Genomic DNA, 14,927 nt, shown 5'->3' with positions numbered 1-14,927 from the left:
TTAGTTTTTTTGGATTAGCATGCTCGGCAGATTTTATTATGTATTGATCTATATATTTGTACAGTTTGATAATTAAGAAAGGGAATAGCTTTTAAAAACTAATCCCATCCACTAATTACTAGATTCTCAGGAGATTCCAAGTCATGAAAGTCTACTGACTCCTGCGCAATCAAAAGGAGTTTCTATATTTAATCGACGCCGAAAGTGAACAATTTAACCAAGAAAAATTGGGAAATTTACACTTTTAATGAATGATCAGATTAAATATAATTTTTTAATTTACTATCCCTTCGACTTGCCATTGTAAAGTTTCACCTGCATGAAATGGTTTTATTTGTCCGATAATATTTTTTTCTTCAAAAACATGAATTAATTCTTCGATTTTATTAGGTCTAGATACTAATTTTAATTTTTCTTTATTTGGGGGCACATTATAAAAATTACAGCCATTCAAACTTGCAAACTTCTCAAAATTATCTAGAGCATTTTCCTCTTCAAATACTGTTAAATAGCTTTCTATTGCAACTGGGGAATTAAAAATACCTGCACAACCACAAAAAGCCTTCCACTTTCTCAGGTGGGGAGCAGAATCAGTTCCCAAGAAAAAACATTCTTTCCCACTTGTTGCAGCTTTCCTTAAGGCCAGTCTATTATTTTCCCTCTTGGCAACTGGTAAACAGTAAAAATCACTATTTAAGCCTCCAAAAAACATTGCATTTCTATTTATATGTAAATGATGCGGTGTGATAGTAGCTCCAATATTATTTTCTTGGACAAAATCCACTGCATAAGATGTGGTTATATGTTCTAAAACAATTTTTAATTTTGGAAATCTTTTAGTTATTTGTGAAAGTTCTCTATCTATAAAAACTTCTTCTCGATCAAATACATCCACTTTAGAATCAGTCACTTCCCCGTGAATCAAAAGAGGCATTCCAGAATCTTGCATTAATTCAAAGATGTTATATAGATTTTCAATTTTCTTAACTCCATGACTGGAATTTGTTGTGGCATTAGCTGGATATAATTTTGCTGCGAAAAATACATTATTGTTGAAACCATTTATTAGTTCTACTTTATCAGTCTCATCAGTAAGATACATTGTCATTAATGGTTCAAACCTCGAACTCTCTGGTAGCGCTTTAGCAATAGATTTCTTGTAAGAAATAGCAGCATCAATAGATGTTATTGGACTTTTAGTATTTGGCATGACGATAGCTCTTCCAAAATATTCTGATGTAAAATGAATTATATTTTTTAATACAAGACCCTCTCTTAAATGTACATGCCAATCATCAGGTTTTAATATGGTTAATGTCTTCAAAATTTTTACGATTTAATCAATTTTAACAGCAAATTAAAATTGACAATAAATTATAGATATTCGAGGATAGTTATTAATCAATTTTTAAAGATTTAATTTTCTAAATAAAGCTTAAATATGAGTGATTTTGTATTTCCAATAATAGAAATAATATTAGGTGTAGTTTTACTTTTCGCAGGAGGAGAGTTTTTTATTCAAGGAGCCATAATTTTATCCTTGATTTTAGGTATACCTCAAATAGTAATTGGATTAACCGTTGTCTCACTCGGTACAAGCTCTCCTGAGTTGTTGGTAAGTTTAAGTTCAATTTTAAAAGGCAGTGATTCGCTTGCGGCTAGCAATGTAATTGGAAGCAATATTTTTAATGTTCTTGTAGTTTTAGGTATAAGCTCATTGATAACACCTCTTAAGGTAAAAAGCAGAATAGTCAGAAGAGATGTTCCTCTTTTGATGGCTATTTCTTGTGCGGTTTGGGCAATGTCATCAACAGGCTTATTAACATTGCAAGCAGGAATATTTCTAATATTTTGTTTAGTCTTAAATACAATATGGGAAATTAATACCATCAACGAGAAAGAAGAGGATACAAAAGTTGCTGAACCAGAGATAGAGGAATTCAATTCCAATTATAAAGGGAAGCTAAATATTTTACTAAAGTTGATATTGGGAATATTTCTTTTAAGCTTTGGTTCAAACATTTTAGTAAATGGTGCTCAAATGCTTGCTACTCTTTTAGGGGTTAATGACATTATTATTGGTTTAACTATTCTTGCCACTGGAACATCTTTACCAGAATTAGTAACTTCAATTATTGCGGCATTTAAGGGGAAAACAGATCTCGCTATTGGGAATGTAATAGGAAGCAATCTGCTTAATCAACTTCTAATCCTTGGAAGTTGTAGCATTTTTTCAGGATTTAAAGGTTTAGTAATTGATCAAAGCCTAATAAAAGTTGATCTACCTTTTATGGTTTTAACCACCTTTGCATGCTTACCAATTTTTTGGAGCAAAGGGAAAATAACGAGAATTGAAGGATTTATTTTGCTTAATCTTTATATTTTTTACATCCTCGATAAGATACTTTTTTTGAATGAATTTAATTATCTCTTTGAATTAAGGATAGGTTTATTGATTTACTTTTCATTACTTACTGTCTTTCTCTTTTTTCAAGAAAATTTAAAATTTTCTAAATTATAATTTAGCCATACATTGTCACAAATTCTTCTGAGATAGTTGGATGCAAAGCCATAGTAATATCAAAATCTTTTTTTGTTATACCTGCGTTTAATGAAATTGATACCATTTGAATAATCTCAGATGATGTTTCTCCAAACATATGGCATCCCAAGACTTTGTCAGTTAGTCTATTAACGACAATCTTTAACATACATTTTGATTTATTCTCTTTAAACGTATTAGACATAGGTGTAAATTTACATTTGAAAATTTTTATATTTTTCTCAGAGTAGATTTCTTTAGCTCTTTTCTCACTTAAGCCAACTGATGAAATTTCAGGAATAGTGAAAACTGCCTTAGGAATATATTTATAATTTACTTTTCTTTTTTGATCATTAAAAAAATTATCCGAAAAAGCTCTACCTTGTTCTATTGCTACTGGAGTTAAGTTAGGTTTATTTATGATATCGCCAACTGCAAAAATATTATCATTACTTGTTTGATTAAGTTCATCAACATCTAAATATGTTCCATCCATCTTTAAATTTAAAAAATCTAAATTTAAAGGCAAAAGATTTGGTTCTCTACCTGTCGCGATAAGAATATTATTAGTTAGAACTTCATCTCCTGAGTCCAGGCTAGATTTCAAATTCCCATTTACTTTCTCGATAGACTTTAATTGAGTTTTAGGGATTATATTTATTCCAGCAAAAGTAGGTGATTCTTCTAAGCATGAAGACAGATCCTCATCAAAACCATTAAGCAAATGTTGACCTCTAATTACTTGAGTTACTTCAGTACCTAAATTCCTGAAAATAGACGCAAATTCACAGGCAATATATCCGCCTCCAACTATTAATATTGATTCAGGAAACTTATCTAATTCAAAAATATCATCACTCGTCCATGCCAAGTCTATTCCAGGAATATTTAATTTCTTTGGTTTACCTCCAACTGCAATAAGAATTTTTTGTGATCTTATTTTATTTATAATTCTGTTTGTTTTTGGACAAATTATTTCTAATTCATTTTGTGTTATGAATCTTCCTAATCCCTCAAAAACAGTTACATTCAGTTTATTTAAATAATTTTTATGTAAATCACTTAACCTCGAAACCTCTTCTCTAACATTCTTCAATAGAATACTCGATTGAAAAATAATGCCTTCACTTTTTAATCCATATCCTCCAGAAGAAGTAATATTATTTTTACTTTTAGCTGCATAAACCATCAATTTTTTAGGAACACATCCCTTTATTACACAAGTACCGCCTATTTGATTTGCTTCTATAATTGCAACTTTTGCTCCATAACTTGCAGCACGTTTAGCCGCTGCCAATCCTCCAGATCCAGCACCAACAACAATTAAATCAAATTGAAATTCCAAGATTTTTTTTAATCAATTATTATAACTTAAGTTTATTACTTAAATTCAAAGAATGTATGAGATTTTGACATGGGAAGACTTAAATAAATTTAAGATTGAAGATCTTGATAGAGTTAATGGTATTAATAATTCCTACGCAAACTTAAGATTATTTGGTCATAAAGAAGAGGATGTCATAGTTACTCTTTTTAGGGATAGACATTCATGGTGTCCTTATTGTCAGAAAATATGGTTGTGGCTTGAATTTAAGAGGATTCCTTATAGAGTAAAAAAAATAAATATGTTTTGCTATGGTCAAAAAGAAATTTGGTTCCTTGATAAAGTCAGATCAGGTAAATTACCTGCAATTGAATTTAAAGGGCAAGTTGTAACTGAAAGCGATAACATCATAGCTTTTTTAGAAAATGAATTTGGAGCACAAGGGTCTTATATAACATCAAGTCACCTTAGAGAAACGCGAAAATTAGAAAGAGAAATTTTCAGATCTTGGTGTAATTGGCTTTGCCGAGAAAGCTTTAATTTCATAGATAACTCTTTTAGAAAAAAAAGATTAAAAGAATCTATTTCTAAATTTGATGAAATCTTGAGCAGATCAGAATCAGGGTTTGTTGATCCAGCAGTATCTAATTCAGGTGATTTAGAGCCTGGGATTGGAGATATAATTTTTATTCCATATATGGAGAGAATGAATGCTTCCTTAATGTACTATAAAGGTTTTAACATAAGATCTAATTATCCATCTATACATACCTGGCTTACCCTTTTTGAAGGAACAAATGCTTATAGAGGAACTCAGGGAGATTTTCATACTCACTCTCATGACTTACCTCCACAAATGGGTGGATGTTTCAAAGAGAGCAATCAAAAACAGATTGTTTTCTCTAAGGCAATAGATACTGGGGAAGGTCTTGGTAATTTTGAATTAAATAAAAATTACGATTCAAAATATTACGCCAGAATTGCTATTCAAAGAGTATTAAAGCATAAAGAAAGTTTAATAAAAGTTAACCCATACGATAAGGAATTCTTTGAAGAATCATTGAGATCAGCATTAACTTATATGATCACAAGTGAAGTAAGAATCCCTGAGAAACTTTCAGGAAAATCTCTGAGATATTTAAAAGATAGAATCTCAGTTCCAAGAGATATGCCAATTATTTCAGCAAGGTTACTAAGACAATCATTAAATAAAATTGAATTAATAAGTGATAACAATGAAATAGATGAGATACCTCTCAAGCATAGATATGATCAAGACCCTATCAATTTCATTTCTAATTAATTAGAAATTTTTTCTTGAATCTATTTGAAGTAAATCTCTTATTTTTTGAACTTGACTTGCAATATTAGGATCAATGGACAATTTTTTTTCAACCTGTTCTATAGCATACATAACAGTGGTATGGTCTTTACCTCCAAATTCATCTCCTATTCTTGGCAGACTTAGATCGGTTCCATGTCTCATAAGATACATACCAATTTGTCTGGCTTGACTTACTGGTTTTCTTCTACTTGAACTAATCAATTCATCAGTAGAAACTTTAAAGAAATCTGACACCTTGTTAATAACTTGTTTTGGAGTTACAACTACTCCAACACTATTCGGATCAAGCATTGGGGCAATTGACTGGACTGTCATTGGCAAGCCTGTGATTGAAGCGAATGCAACTGCCCTAGTAAATGCACCTTCTAATTCTCGGATATTGGAAGTAAATCTTCCTGCTATAAATTGGATTAAATCTCTTGGGAGACTCATCCTCTCTTGTTCTGCCTTTTTTTGAAGAATAGCCGTCCTCGTCTCAAGGTCAGGGGGTTGAATATCTGCAGTCATACCCATTGAGAATCTAGAAATTAATCTCTCTTGAATTCCCGACAATTGATTTGGAGGCCTATCACTTGCAATCACTATTTGACTTCCTGATTCGTGAAGAGCGTTAAAAGTATGAAAAAATTCTTCCTGAGTATACTCTTTACCTTCTAAAAACTGTATATCGTCTATTAAAATCAGATCTACATTTCTATATTTATCTCGAATAGCTGTCATTCCATCTCTCCTGATACCACTAATAACATCGTTAGTAAAAGTCTCTGTAGATACATATTTGACTTTTGCTTCAGGATCTATTTCTACTCGATAATGACCTATTGCTTGCATTAAATGAGTTTTACCAAGACCTACTCCACCACAAATAAATAATGGATTAAATTCTCTCCCAGGAGATTCGGCAACTGCTAAAGCTGCGGCATGAGCCAACCTACTATTTGGACCCACAACAAATCTTTTAAAGACGTAACGTAAATTTAAACCATTAGGATTCTTGGATCGATTTTTTGAAGAATTATCTTGGTAGTTATTAGAAAAAGATTTTGTTTTGTTATTTAACTTCAGTTCCTTTGGGCTCTCTTTATTTGTTAAATCGCTGTTGCTATTTATTTCAGATTTAAAAACAACTTTTACATCATGGCCACAAATTTCTTTTGCAGCTTCTTCGATAGTTGCACAATAATTCTTTCTTAACCAATCACTTGAAAATGTATTTGGAGCGATTAAGGTCAATAACCCATTCTCAAAGCAACTAAATTTAGCAGGCCTTATCCACGTCTCAAATGAAGGCTTACTTAAAGTTTTTTGAAGTAGTTGTTGAACTTCCGACCAAATAGGATTAGTTGCTTGCAAAATTTTATTCACTAGATTATTAATCTAGTTGGAATTTAATAATTGGCCATTATCAAATCACAAGATCACGATAAATTTAAAATTTTTTAACAAAGCATAATCCTAATCTATAAGAATAAATTTTATATTTTTTTCATAGGCATATAATTATTATAAATCTCACTGAAGTATTGGATAAATCATTACTTATTATCATGGCTAAATGGCATGGTTTTGGAAGATGCAAAACAAGATTATCTAGAGATATAGGTAAAAGTAATTCTGCAAAAATACAAAGTGTGATGACCAACCACACCATTTCCGTCGCCAAATCTATCCAGAAACTTCAACCAATTGATATTTCTATAGCTATATCTGGTTTAGGGGGGACATCTTGTAGAAGATGGTCTAAAGAATTAGGCATTAAAAAGTTTAATTTGCAGGGTAAAGGCTGCTTGGGAGAAAAAATGAAACGGCAAATAATTATCAACAAAAAATTTTGTACACAAAATAAGATAAAAAATATAATTTTTATCGGCACTGATCTACCAGATTTATGCCATCTAGATTTATTGAATACTATCAGGGAACTAAAACAAAATGATCTTATTTTAGGGCCATCTAATGATGGAGGGTATTGGCTTATTGGTTTATCAGAATCAATAATATCAAATCATCTACACTTACCTTTTATCAATATCAAGTGGAGTAAAGAAAATGTTCTTCAAAATACAATTGATAATTTTGCCTCGACGAACATGAAATATAAGTTTTTGGACAAAAAAATAGATATAGATACAATAATTGATATTGAAAATAGAAAGTAATCAACTTGTCTAAAATTTCAGTTGTAATTCCAACTATTAATGAAGCCAATAATTTGCCATTATTGCTTTCGGACTTGTCGATTATTCAGAAAGAGGGTGAAATTCTTATTGTTGACGGTGGGAGTGAAGATAAAACTATTGATGTAGCTAATATTTATGGCGCGAAAGTATATAAATCCAAAGAAAGAAATCGAGGCTTACAATTAGATACTGGTGCTAAAAAATCAAATGGGGACTGGCTAATGTTTTTACATGCTGACACAAGATTAACTCATGATTGGTTTACAAAAATACAATCAGTTTTAAAGGGAGATAAAAATTATATTTACTATTTTAAATTTAGAATTAATGACAAAAAGTTAATTTACAGACTGCTCGAGATTCTTGTTAATTTTAGAAGCCAATATTTTAAACAACCTTATGGAGACCAAGGTTTAATAATTCATAGATCTATTTATCTTAAGAATAATGGTTTTAGAAAGATTCATTTAATGGAGGACGTAGATTTTTTAATGAGATTAAACTGCAAAAAATATTTAAAGCAATTAAATTTACCTATTTTTACAAGTTCAAGGAAATGGGAAAGAACGAATATTTTTCTCCAAGCACTCAAGAACTGGAACTTTAGAAGAAGATGGTTAAAAGGCGAATCGACAAAATCTATATATTATGACTACTACAAAAAATAATTAATTTGCATACCAAAAAGCGCATTTAGAACCTCTTGGTTCCAATATCCAACCTTGTCTTTTATAAAAAGTAACCACTTCCGCATCAGCAAAAAGAGTAACTTTTGAAATGCCAATTTGTTTTAATTCTTTTAGAATATATTTCATTAGTTCTTTCCCCAATCCTAGCCCTTGATAGACAGGATTCACAGCAACATCCCAAACAGTTGCTTCTAGAATTCCATCGCCAGTGCATCTCGCAAATCCTACTAGCCTAGGAAATTTATCGTCATGGCGCCATAATCCAACCACTAAAATACTAAAATCCAAAGCTCTTTTAACTCTCCTTATTGGTCGTCTGCTCCAACCAACAGTTTGCAAAAGTTGATCTAGCTCTATTAGATCTAACTCTTTACTTTTGCTACATACAAAAATTTGTTCTTTATCTTTTTGAGTAAATTCATAAGAATTCAAACCATATATATCTATAAGTTCATCTCTAGATATACTGTTTGATTTTTTAATTGATGGCACTTGGTTTCTAAAAATCATTAAAAATTTGCAAATCCTTTTTCTTGAAGCTCAGAGAGCTGAAAATACAAACCCTTTTTCATTCTTAATTCAATATGTGTTCCCTCTTCAATTAATGATCCCCCTTTTAAAACTAAAATCTTATCAGAACTTTCAATAGTTGCTAATCTATGAGCTATTACTAATGCTGTTCTTTTTTTTAGAATTCTTTCAAGATCTTTCTGTAATGCAGCTTCTGTAGAGGGATCCATAAACGCTGTTGCCTCGTCCATTATCAAAACAACAGGTTTTCTAATCGCCACTCTAGCTACTGAAAGAAGTTGTCTCTCTCCCGAAGAAAGATTTCCTCCTCTTTCTCTAAGAAAAGTGTTCAAACCTTCTGGTAATTTTTTTACCAAATTACTTAATCCTAATTCTTTACATAAATTTTCTAATTCATGATTGTCTATATTTGCATTGAGTTTTAAATTATCCGCAACATTGCCACTAAAGATAAAGGTATCTTGTAAAACCACACCCAACATATTTCTAAGGGTGGCAATAGGAATATCTTTGATATCTATATCATCGATTAAAATTTGACCTGATTGAGGTTCATACAATCTACACAACAATCTAATTATGGTTGTTTTACCTGAACCAGTTGGGCCTACGAAAGCTACATGTTCCCCTGGTTTGATCAGAAAAGATAAATCCTTCAGGATATGTTCTCCTTCTTTGTAGAAGAAATTAACATTCTTAAATTCAATTTTACCCTTAAATTGCATATTTGCATTCTGAGCATCTTCTAAAAAATGCTTTGAGGATAAAGAGTCTTTAATCTGAATTTCTTCATCCAATAATTCATTTATTCTCTCAACAGCTGTAAGCCCTCCTTGAATCTGAGTAAATCTTTCTGCAAGCTGTCTTAAAGGTTCAAAAAGTCTTTGGGAATATAAAATAAAAGTTGTTAATGTTCCTAACCCAATATTACCGGACGTAACAAGATACCCTCCAACTGCTAAAACCAAGGAAACTGCGGCAAGCGAAATCCACTCTATAAATGCTGAAATGCTGCTGTCATAAAATATTGTTCCATTAACTGCTTTCTTATAAGCGGCTCCAGTATTTGAAAACTTTTTACTATTAAAAGCCTCTCTCCTAAACATCTGAACTACTTCTAGACCTTGAAGATTCTCTTGAAAATCAGAGTTGAGTTGAGACAACTCCTCTCTTACTTGATAATTGGCCTTTCTATAACGTTTTTGAAGCCAAATAATGAAATATGAAACTGGGATTTGAGTCAAAAGCAATAAAATTGCAAGTCCTTGATCAATTGAAAGCATTGTCAATGAAATCACTATAAGACTCACAAAGTCAGCAATAACTCCAACTGCCCCACTTCCAAAAACCTCGGCTAAAGCATCAACATCATTTGTTAATCTCGTTAATAATTTTCCAACAGGCATTTTATCGTGATACTTAAGAGACAAAGATATTGAATGCTCAAAAAGTTCTCTTCTTATCCTTGCCGTTAATCTTTGCCCAACCGCTTGGATATTGTAGGTTTGGTACCCTTGCAAAACTAACCTAAGAAGAACCGTTACAAATAAAGTTAAAATTATGGCATTTATTGACTGCCCAATGAAAATTTTACTTAGCCAGACATCTGTGGTTTCTTTTTTAAGGATAGTAATTGCTTGACCTACTAATAGTGGCTGAATAGCTCCAGAGAAAGACACAGGAAGCAATACTATTAAGATCAAATAGATTGTTTTTTTATCTTTAGTTAAATATTTACCTAACTTTTTAATTCTTCTAAAATCATTCAAAAACATTTAGCTAATCTTCTATAAAGCATTAATTGATTCTATTGATAAAATTGTATCTCTGAGATGATTATCATCTAACCTCATAGATAAAGGATTGCCAATTAGTCTTGCAGTCGAGTAGAAAAGATCATCTATTTTAATTAAACCATTCTCTTTAAGAGTCTTTCCTGTTGCCACCAAATCAACTATTGCCTCTGCCATACCTGTAATAGGACCAAGCTCGACTGATCCTGTTAAATGAACTATTTCTACAGGTATATTTAATTCATCAAAATAAGATCTTGCCGTTTTTGTGAATTTACTTGCTACTTTACAATTCGCAGGAAGATCTGTTGGTTTTGAAAAATTGCTATTTTTCTTAACGGCCAATGACATATAGCAACCCCCAAATCCCAAATCGAGTAACTTTGCGACTGTCAAATCAGATTCTCGTAAAACGTCATATCCAACGATACCCAAATCAGCCTGGCCATAACTCACATAAACAGGGACATCTCCATTTCTTACCAATAAGGCTTTAGCCCGTTTGCAATTTGATTCAAAGGTTAATGATCTATTATTTTCCTCCAACGCTTTAGTGAAATCTAAACCAGCTCTTTTAAAAATTGAAATTGAATCTTCTAACAGAGCTCCCTTTGGTAAAGCTATAGTAATCATAGTTCAATTTCTTCCAAGGATTCTTCATTCTAAGTTAATAATGGAATTTAATAAAGCTCAAAATATAATAGGAATAAGAGTTTTAAGTGATAATGTCATTTGGTTATGGGTAAAAGATAAATCAGTAGTAGTTATAGATCCATCTGTACACGACCCAGTAGTTAGATATATAGAAGAAAAGAATCTTCACTTAAAAGCTATTTTGCAAACTCATCATCATTCAGATCATATTGGAGGGACTCAATCTCTTATGGAAAGGTGGCCAAATGTAAAGGTGATTGCTTCATCCAAAGAAAAAACTCGAATACCTTTTCAAAATATATCTGTAAATGATGGAGAAACTTTAAATATTTTAGGTGAAGAAGTAAAAATAATTGAAGTATTAGGACACACAAGCTCGCATATCGCCTTCTTTTTGAATGGCAAAAATCCTGTTCTATTTATTGGCGATACATTATTTTCAGGTGGCTGTGGAAGAATTTTTGAAGGGACTTATCAACAAATGTACTCTTCTCTAGAAAGAATAAAATTATTACCAAAAAATACTCTAATATATTGTGCTCATGAGTATACCAAGGCGAATCTATTATGGGCATTAAATCTCAAGCCTAAAGATCAAAATATAAAAAATAAACTTTTACAAGTTGAAAAAAAACTTTCTCTCAATGAATTAACAATTCCATTTCAACTAGATGAAGAGATGAAAATTAACCTTTTTTTAAGAGCAAAAGGTTTAAAAGAATTTACTTTTTTAAGAGAAAATAAAGATTTATGGGCTTAAATGGAGAGGTATCATTCTCAACAAATGTCAACAAAGAAAGTAATTAAAACATCTAATGCTCCAGATCCAGTAGGGCCTTATAATCAAGCAATAAAAGCTGGGGATTTTATTTTTTGTTCTGGCCAAATTGCCATAGACCCAGCTTTAAATGAAATAACATGTTTGGGTGATATAGAGAAGGAAACTATTCAAGTTTTAAAAAATCTCGAAGCAGTTCTTAAAGCTGGTGGAGCAAGCTTAGAGGATGTAGTAAAAACAACTATTTACTTAACCGACCTAAGTAATTTTCAAATAATCAATAAGATATATAGTGACTTTTTTAAAGTTGAAAATCCTCCTGCAAGGGCATGTGTGGAAGTTTCATCTCTTCCGAAAGGAGTTTTAGTTGAAATAGATTGCGTTGCATTTTTAGATTAATTTCTAATTATTTAGAAATTTCAAATATGATCCAATTTTGCACCATATTTGTATAGATTATTAAAGTGGTAATTCCTAATTTGGTCTATGTCAGCAGCAAACCTTAATATAGATGAATTAGAAGCAGGTTATCCACTATTTTGCAAAGCTCTTAGACTATTAATTTTAAAAGGTAACTCAGTTAAAGATATACAAAGAACAGTGTGTTGGGGGCATCTTGAAACTTTAAATAGATGTCTACCGGGAAGATATAAAGCTCCCACATATTTAATGGCTTTAATCAAAAGAGATATTGCTAAGCCCAATAATTAGTAAAAAGGATTAATCTTGTAAATAAAAATTATCTATTTCCTTTGAAAAGTCTTTTTCCTTATCAGATATTTCTTTTTTATCGAAAAATATTGAAAGACTAACAAAATTCTTACCAAAGCTAATATTCGGATAGATGTCCTTTTCTTTACATAATTTCTCAATTTTTTCGATGAATTTACTAATTTTTGAGTATTCGTTAAATTCAAACCTTTTTTCAATCCTCAACGGTGATTCTCTTTCATTCCACATTAAATTCTTTATTCTGGATTAATTACACTATACAGTCAACAAAGTTTCTAAATAAACTTTTTAAGTTAAAGTATTTAATCATTCTCCCAATAATCGATAATACCGCCAATAGTTAAATCGGTTTGAACTTCTGGATTAGGGCAAGCAAATCTTGCAGCAGAGCCACTAGCAGTAAAAACCCAGTTTCCTTCTCTAGCTCCAACAGGATCAACAGCAACTAATTTCTTTCCTTTGTTATTTTCCAAAATTCGCAAATTCATATGACCTAAGCCAGCTACTCTTTGAGTACATACCATCCTTCCTAATACCTTCATTATTTCCACGATTTCTGTCCTCCTAGTTTTTTGAGTTATCAGGATCCCAATGATCAATTATGCCAACAATGGTTAAATCGCTTGGATAAGATTTACTTCCTGCAGCTTCTCTAGCAGCAGAACTCCCAACACAAATAACCCAATCTCCTGGCTTACAGCCAACAGCATCCACAGCAACCTTACTTGAAGAGCCATCTAAAACAACCTGTAGATGTTTATGTTCAAAACCAGGAATCCTATTAGTAGATACTAGTGGTTTTACAACCTTGCAAATTAACATAACTAGTGAGCCTCCTCTGTTTTTTTATCTAAAGACATTCCAATAATTTGGGCGGAATGAATTTTGTCCCTATCTCTAATAGTAGAGCAAGTATGTAACAATCCTTGGTCAACTAAATTTTTATATCTAATTGATATCGCATTATTAACTCTTTCACAATCTTTTATTGCTCTCTCTTTTGCTCCAGGCACTTTGCCAGAGTAATCAAATCTTATAACTACTGGAATTGGTAGATCTTTAGAAATATTTAATCCAGTAAAAATCTTAACTCCTACATCTAAATCTGGCGCCCCTTCTTCTACAGTATCTAAATGAGCAAAATAAGTTAAATTTCTGAGGTGGACTTCTTTGAAACCTATACCAACTCCAATAAATCTCTCAGCATGACCAATATCTTTATAAGAGCTATTATGAAAATTTTTCACATAATCAATTTGAGATATATTATTAACAATTAATTTATAGATAAATTTTTCTATTCCTTGAAGTTTATCTTTGGAAGACTGCTTAGAAATTATCTGACATATTTCTCTCTCAGCATCATCTTTTGAAAAGTTTATTGTTGAATTATAAATTTCTAAAGTAGAAATAGTTTTTTCTAAATCTATATTGCCATCACTAGTTGTCAAATGTATTTTTAATGAATCAGTGTCTGTGTCGAGCCCAATTAACATTAAATCAACAGATGCTCCGCAGCAAAAACTATTCTCTACAGCCTCTTTGAAAGCATATAATTTATTTCTACCTTCTTCTGCAGCTAACTCGTCATTACTCCCATGAGCTGCACATCCCTGATGCAAAGGATCTACAGAACTAAAATGATAAGTTACAACTTTTAAGTATCTTGTATTTTTATGAGCTTCATTAGGGATATTTTCTCTATATCTTTTATGTTCAGTTTTTACCCATCGATTTACTGTATTTTCAATATCAAACATTGCACCAGCATGAGATCTTCTTCTTACTGAACTAAAAGGTATTCTCATAACATATGCTACTGAATGAGCTAATCTCCCATCGGAACAAGGAGTTATATCAAGTAAATGTATTCCACAATCTAAAATAAATTTTTCAAAGTCTTGAGCACTTCTACTACCAGCAGCTCCTTCAAGAGGGTCATTTTTAAAAAAATTGTCACTAAGTTTCTCATGCTGCTTGAAAGCACACCATGCATATAGAGCTCTCATATCAAGAGGTTTAACCCAAGATTTATCTAATACATGAAGGGGTAAATCTATTCCTAAATTTTTTCTTGATATTGACTGAGCAGTATTTATAAAATCTTCATGATGTTGAATTCGAGCAATTTCCTTGAGAGTTGGAACAATTTCGTCAAAATCACTTTTTATTTGGCTGTCGTATCTATAAAGCTTTTCATTTTGTATATTATTAGTTAATTTATGAGACTTTCCCGAATTTCTCAAATCATTTGATTCTTTAGTTTGTATATGAATATTTTCCGTAAAAGTTTTCATTGGAGCCGTTGGCCCCAATGTGAAGTTCTTGGCTTTAGCCAGTCCTCTTAAAGGCATTATTT

The 14,927-nt window shown here is 31.5% G+C and carries 17 protein-coding genes; 7 read left to right on the top strand and 10 right to left on the bottom strand.

From position 1 onward, the window contains the following. Nucleotides 1-274 precede the first annotated feature (274 nt). Nucleotides 275-1,324, bottom strand: a complete 1,050-nt coding sequence (pyrC, locus tag HA143_RS03070; RefSeq protein ID WP_209083167.1) for a dihydroorotase — start codon at nt 1,322-1,324, stop codon at nt 275-277. A 117-nt stretch (nt 1,325-1,441) separates the two neighbouring features. On the opposite strand from pyrC, the gene HA143_RS03065 reads away from it, so the two are divergent. Further along, nucleotides 1,442-2,521, top strand: a complete 1,080-nt coding sequence (locus HA143_RS03065; protein ID WP_209083166.1) for a calcium/sodium antiporter — start codon at nt 1,442-1,444, stop codon at nt 2,519-2,521. Between the two features lies 1 nt (nt 2,522). Here the strand turns inward: HA143_RS03065 and gorA are convergent, their stop codons facing one another. Beyond that, on the bottom strand, nt 2,523-3,887 hold the full coding sequence (gene gorA, locus HA143_RS03060) for a glutathione-disulfide reductase (RefSeq protein ID WP_209083165.1): 1,365 nt from the start codon (nt 3,885-3,887) through the stop codon (nt 2,523-2,525). A 52-nt stretch (nt 3,888-3,939) separates the two neighbouring features. Here gorA and HA143_RS03055 point away from each other — a divergent pair, with 52 nt between their 5' ends. Next, the gene (locus HA143_RS03055) at nt 3,940-5,169 is read left to right on the top strand and encodes a glutathione S-transferase (RefSeq protein WP_209083164.1); all 1,230 of its coding nucleotides are present in this window, start codon (nt 3,940-3,942) and stop codon (nt 5,167-5,169) included. Here HA143_RS03055 and dnaA read toward each other — a convergent pair whose 3' ends face one another. Next, nucleotides 5,170-6,564: a chromosomal replication initiator protein DnaA gene (gene dnaA, locus HA143_RS03050; RefSeq protein WP_209084416.1), complete on the bottom strand. Its 1,395-nt coding sequence runs from the start codon at nt 6,562-6,564 to the stop codon at nt 5,170-5,172. A gap of 194 nt (nt 6,565-6,758) precedes the next feature. Between dnaA and HA143_RS03045 the strand changes: the two genes are divergently transcribed. Next, complete coding sequence (locus HA143_RS03045) at nt 6,759-7,370, top strand: TIGR04282 family arsenosugar biosynthesis glycosyltransferase (protein ID WP_209083163.1); 612 nt, start codon at nt 6,759-6,761, stop codon at nt 7,368-7,370. Between the two features lie 5 nt (nt 7,371-7,375). Next, nucleotides 7,376-8,059 carry a TIGR04283 family arsenosugar biosynthesis glycosyltransferase gene (locus HA143_RS03040; RefSeq protein ID WP_209083162.1) on the top strand — a complete coding sequence of 228 codons (684 nt, stop codon included), beginning with the start codon at nt 7,376-7,378 and terminating at the stop codon, nt 8,057-8,059. Here HA143_RS03040 and HA143_RS03035 read toward each other — a convergent pair whose 3' ends face one another. The 3 genes from HA143_RS03035 to hisG are packed head-to-tail and all read right to left on the bottom strand — an operon-like array spanning nt 8,060 to nt 11,037. Next, nucleotides 8,060-8,590: a GNAT family N-acetyltransferase gene (locus tag HA143_RS03035; RefSeq protein WP_209083161.1), complete on the bottom strand. Its 531-nt coding sequence runs from the start codon at nt 8,588-8,590 to the stop codon at nt 8,060-8,062. Next, a complete protein-coding gene (locus HA143_RS03030) occupies nt 8,590-10,386 on the bottom strand; it encodes an ABC transporter ATP-binding protein (protein WP_209083160.1) in 1,797 nt (598 codons plus the stop codon). The genes HA143_RS03035 and HA143_RS03030 overlap by 1 nt, the downstream gene beginning before the upstream one ends. Nucleotides 10,387-10,398: 12 nt before the next feature. Then, a complete protein-coding gene (gene hisG / locus HA143_RS03025; protein WP_209083159.1) occupies nt 10,399-11,037 on the bottom strand; it encodes an ATP phosphoribosyltransferase in 639 nt (212 codons plus the stop codon). Nucleotides 11,038-11,077: 40 nt separating this feature from the next. Between hisG and gloB the strand changes: the two genes are divergently transcribed. The 3 genes from gloB to HA143_RS03010 all read left to right on the top strand — a co-directional run bounded on the left by gloB (nt 11,078) and on the right by HA143_RS03010 (nt 12,547). Further along, nucleotides 11,078-11,818, top strand: coding sequence for a hydroxyacylglutathione hydrolase (gene gloB / locus HA143_RS03020; protein ID WP_209083158.1), 741 nt, complete (start codon nt 11,078-11,080; stop codon nt 11,816-11,818). 24 nt (nt 11,819-11,842) lie between these two features. After that, on the top strand, nt 11,843-12,235 hold the full coding sequence (locus HA143_RS03015; protein WP_209084414.1) for a RidA family protein: 393 nt from the start codon (nt 11,843-11,845) through the stop codon (nt 12,233-12,235). Nucleotides 12,236-12,322: 87 nt separating this feature from the next. Further along, a complete protein-coding gene (locus tag HA143_RS03010; RefSeq protein ID WP_209083157.1) occupies nt 12,323-12,547 on the top strand; it encodes a DUF3136 domain-containing protein in 225 nt (74 codons plus the stop codon). 9 nt (nt 12,548-12,556) lie between these two features. On the opposite strand, the gene HA143_RS03005 is transcribed toward HA143_RS03010, so the two are convergent. From HA143_RS03005 to HA143_RS02990, 4 genes are all read right to left on the bottom strand, one after another. Next, nucleotides 12,557-12,796 (bottom strand): 4a-hydroxytetrahydrobiopterin dehydratase, encoded by a 240-nt coding sequence (locus HA143_RS03005; RefSeq protein ID WP_209083156.1) that lies wholly within the window; start codon nt 12,794-12,796, stop codon nt 12,557-12,559. Nucleotides 12,797-12,870: 74 nt separating this feature from the next. After that, the gene (locus tag HA143_RS03000) at nt 12,871-13,119 is read right to left on the bottom strand and encodes a carboxysome peptide B (protein ID WP_209083155.1); all 249 of its coding nucleotides are present in this window, start codon (nt 13,117-13,119) and stop codon (nt 12,871-12,873) included. Nucleotides 13,120-13,132: 13 nt separating this feature from the next. Beyond that, a complete protein-coding gene (locus tag HA143_RS02995) occupies nt 13,133-13,390 on the bottom strand; it encodes a carboxysome peptide A (RefSeq protein WP_025929977.1) in 258 nt (85 codons plus the stop codon). Nucleotides 13,391-13,392: 2 nt separating this feature from the next. Next, entirely contained in the window at nt 13,393-14,922 is a 1,530-nt protein-coding gene (locus HA143_RS02990; RefSeq protein WP_209083154.1) for a carboxysome shell carbonic anhydrase, read from the bottom strand. Between the last annotated feature and the right edge of the window lie 5 nt (nt 14,923-14,927).

Origin of the sequence: Prochlorococcus marinus CUG1415, assembly GCF_017696015.1 — a bacterium.
Lineage (GTDB): Bacteria > Cyanobacteriota > Cyanobacteriia > PCC-6307 > Cyanobiaceae > Prochlorococcus_A > Prochlorococcus_A marinus_AE.
This window is presented reverse-complemented; position numbering and strand designations above follow the sequence as displayed.

Coding starts and splice junctions, on each gene's coding strand:
- HA143_RS02995 (WP_025929977.1), bottom strand. CDS start 13,390: ATGTTAATTTGCAAGGTTGTAAAACCACTAGTATCTACTAATAGGATT.
- HA143_RS03055 (WP_209083164.1), top strand. CDS start 3,940: ATGTATGAGATTTTGACATGGGAAGACTTAAATAAATTTAAGATTGAA.
- HA143_RS03030 (WP_209083160.1), bottom strand. CDS start 10,386: ATGTTTTTGAATGATTTTAGAAGAATTAAAAAGTTAGGTAAATATTTA.
- hisG (WP_209083159.1), bottom strand. CDS start 11,037: ATGATTACTATAGCTTTACCAAAGGGAGCTCTGTTAGAAGATTCAATT.
- HA143_RS02990 (WP_209083154.1), bottom strand. CDS start 14,922: ATGCCTTTAAGAGGACTGGCTAAAGCCAAGAACTTCACATTGGGGCCA.
- gloB (WP_209083158.1), top strand. CDS start 11,078: ATGGAATTTAATAAAGCTCAAAATATAATAGGAATAAGAGTTTTAAGT.
- HA143_RS03035 (WP_209083161.1), bottom strand. CDS start 8,590: ATGATTTTTAGAAACCAAGTGCCATCAATTAAAAAATCAAACAGTATA.
- HA143_RS03045 (WP_209083163.1), top strand. CDS start 6,759: ATGGCTAAATGGCATGGTTTTGGAAGATGCAAAACAAGATTATCTAGA.
- HA143_RS03010 (WP_209083157.1), top strand. CDS start 12,323: ATGTCAGCAGCAAACCTTAATATAGATGAATTAGAAGCAGGTTATCCA.
- HA143_RS03005 (WP_209083156.1), bottom strand. CDS start 12,796: ATGTGGAATGAAAGAGAATCACCGTTGAGGATTGAAAAAAGGTTTGAA.
- HA143_RS03065 (WP_209083166.1), top strand. CDS start 1,442: ATGAGTGATTTTGTATTTCCAATAATAGAAATAATATTAGGTGTAGTT.
- HA143_RS03015 (WP_209084414.1), top strand. CDS start 11,843: ATGTCAACAAAGAAAGTAATTAAAACATCTAATGCTCCAGATCCAGTA.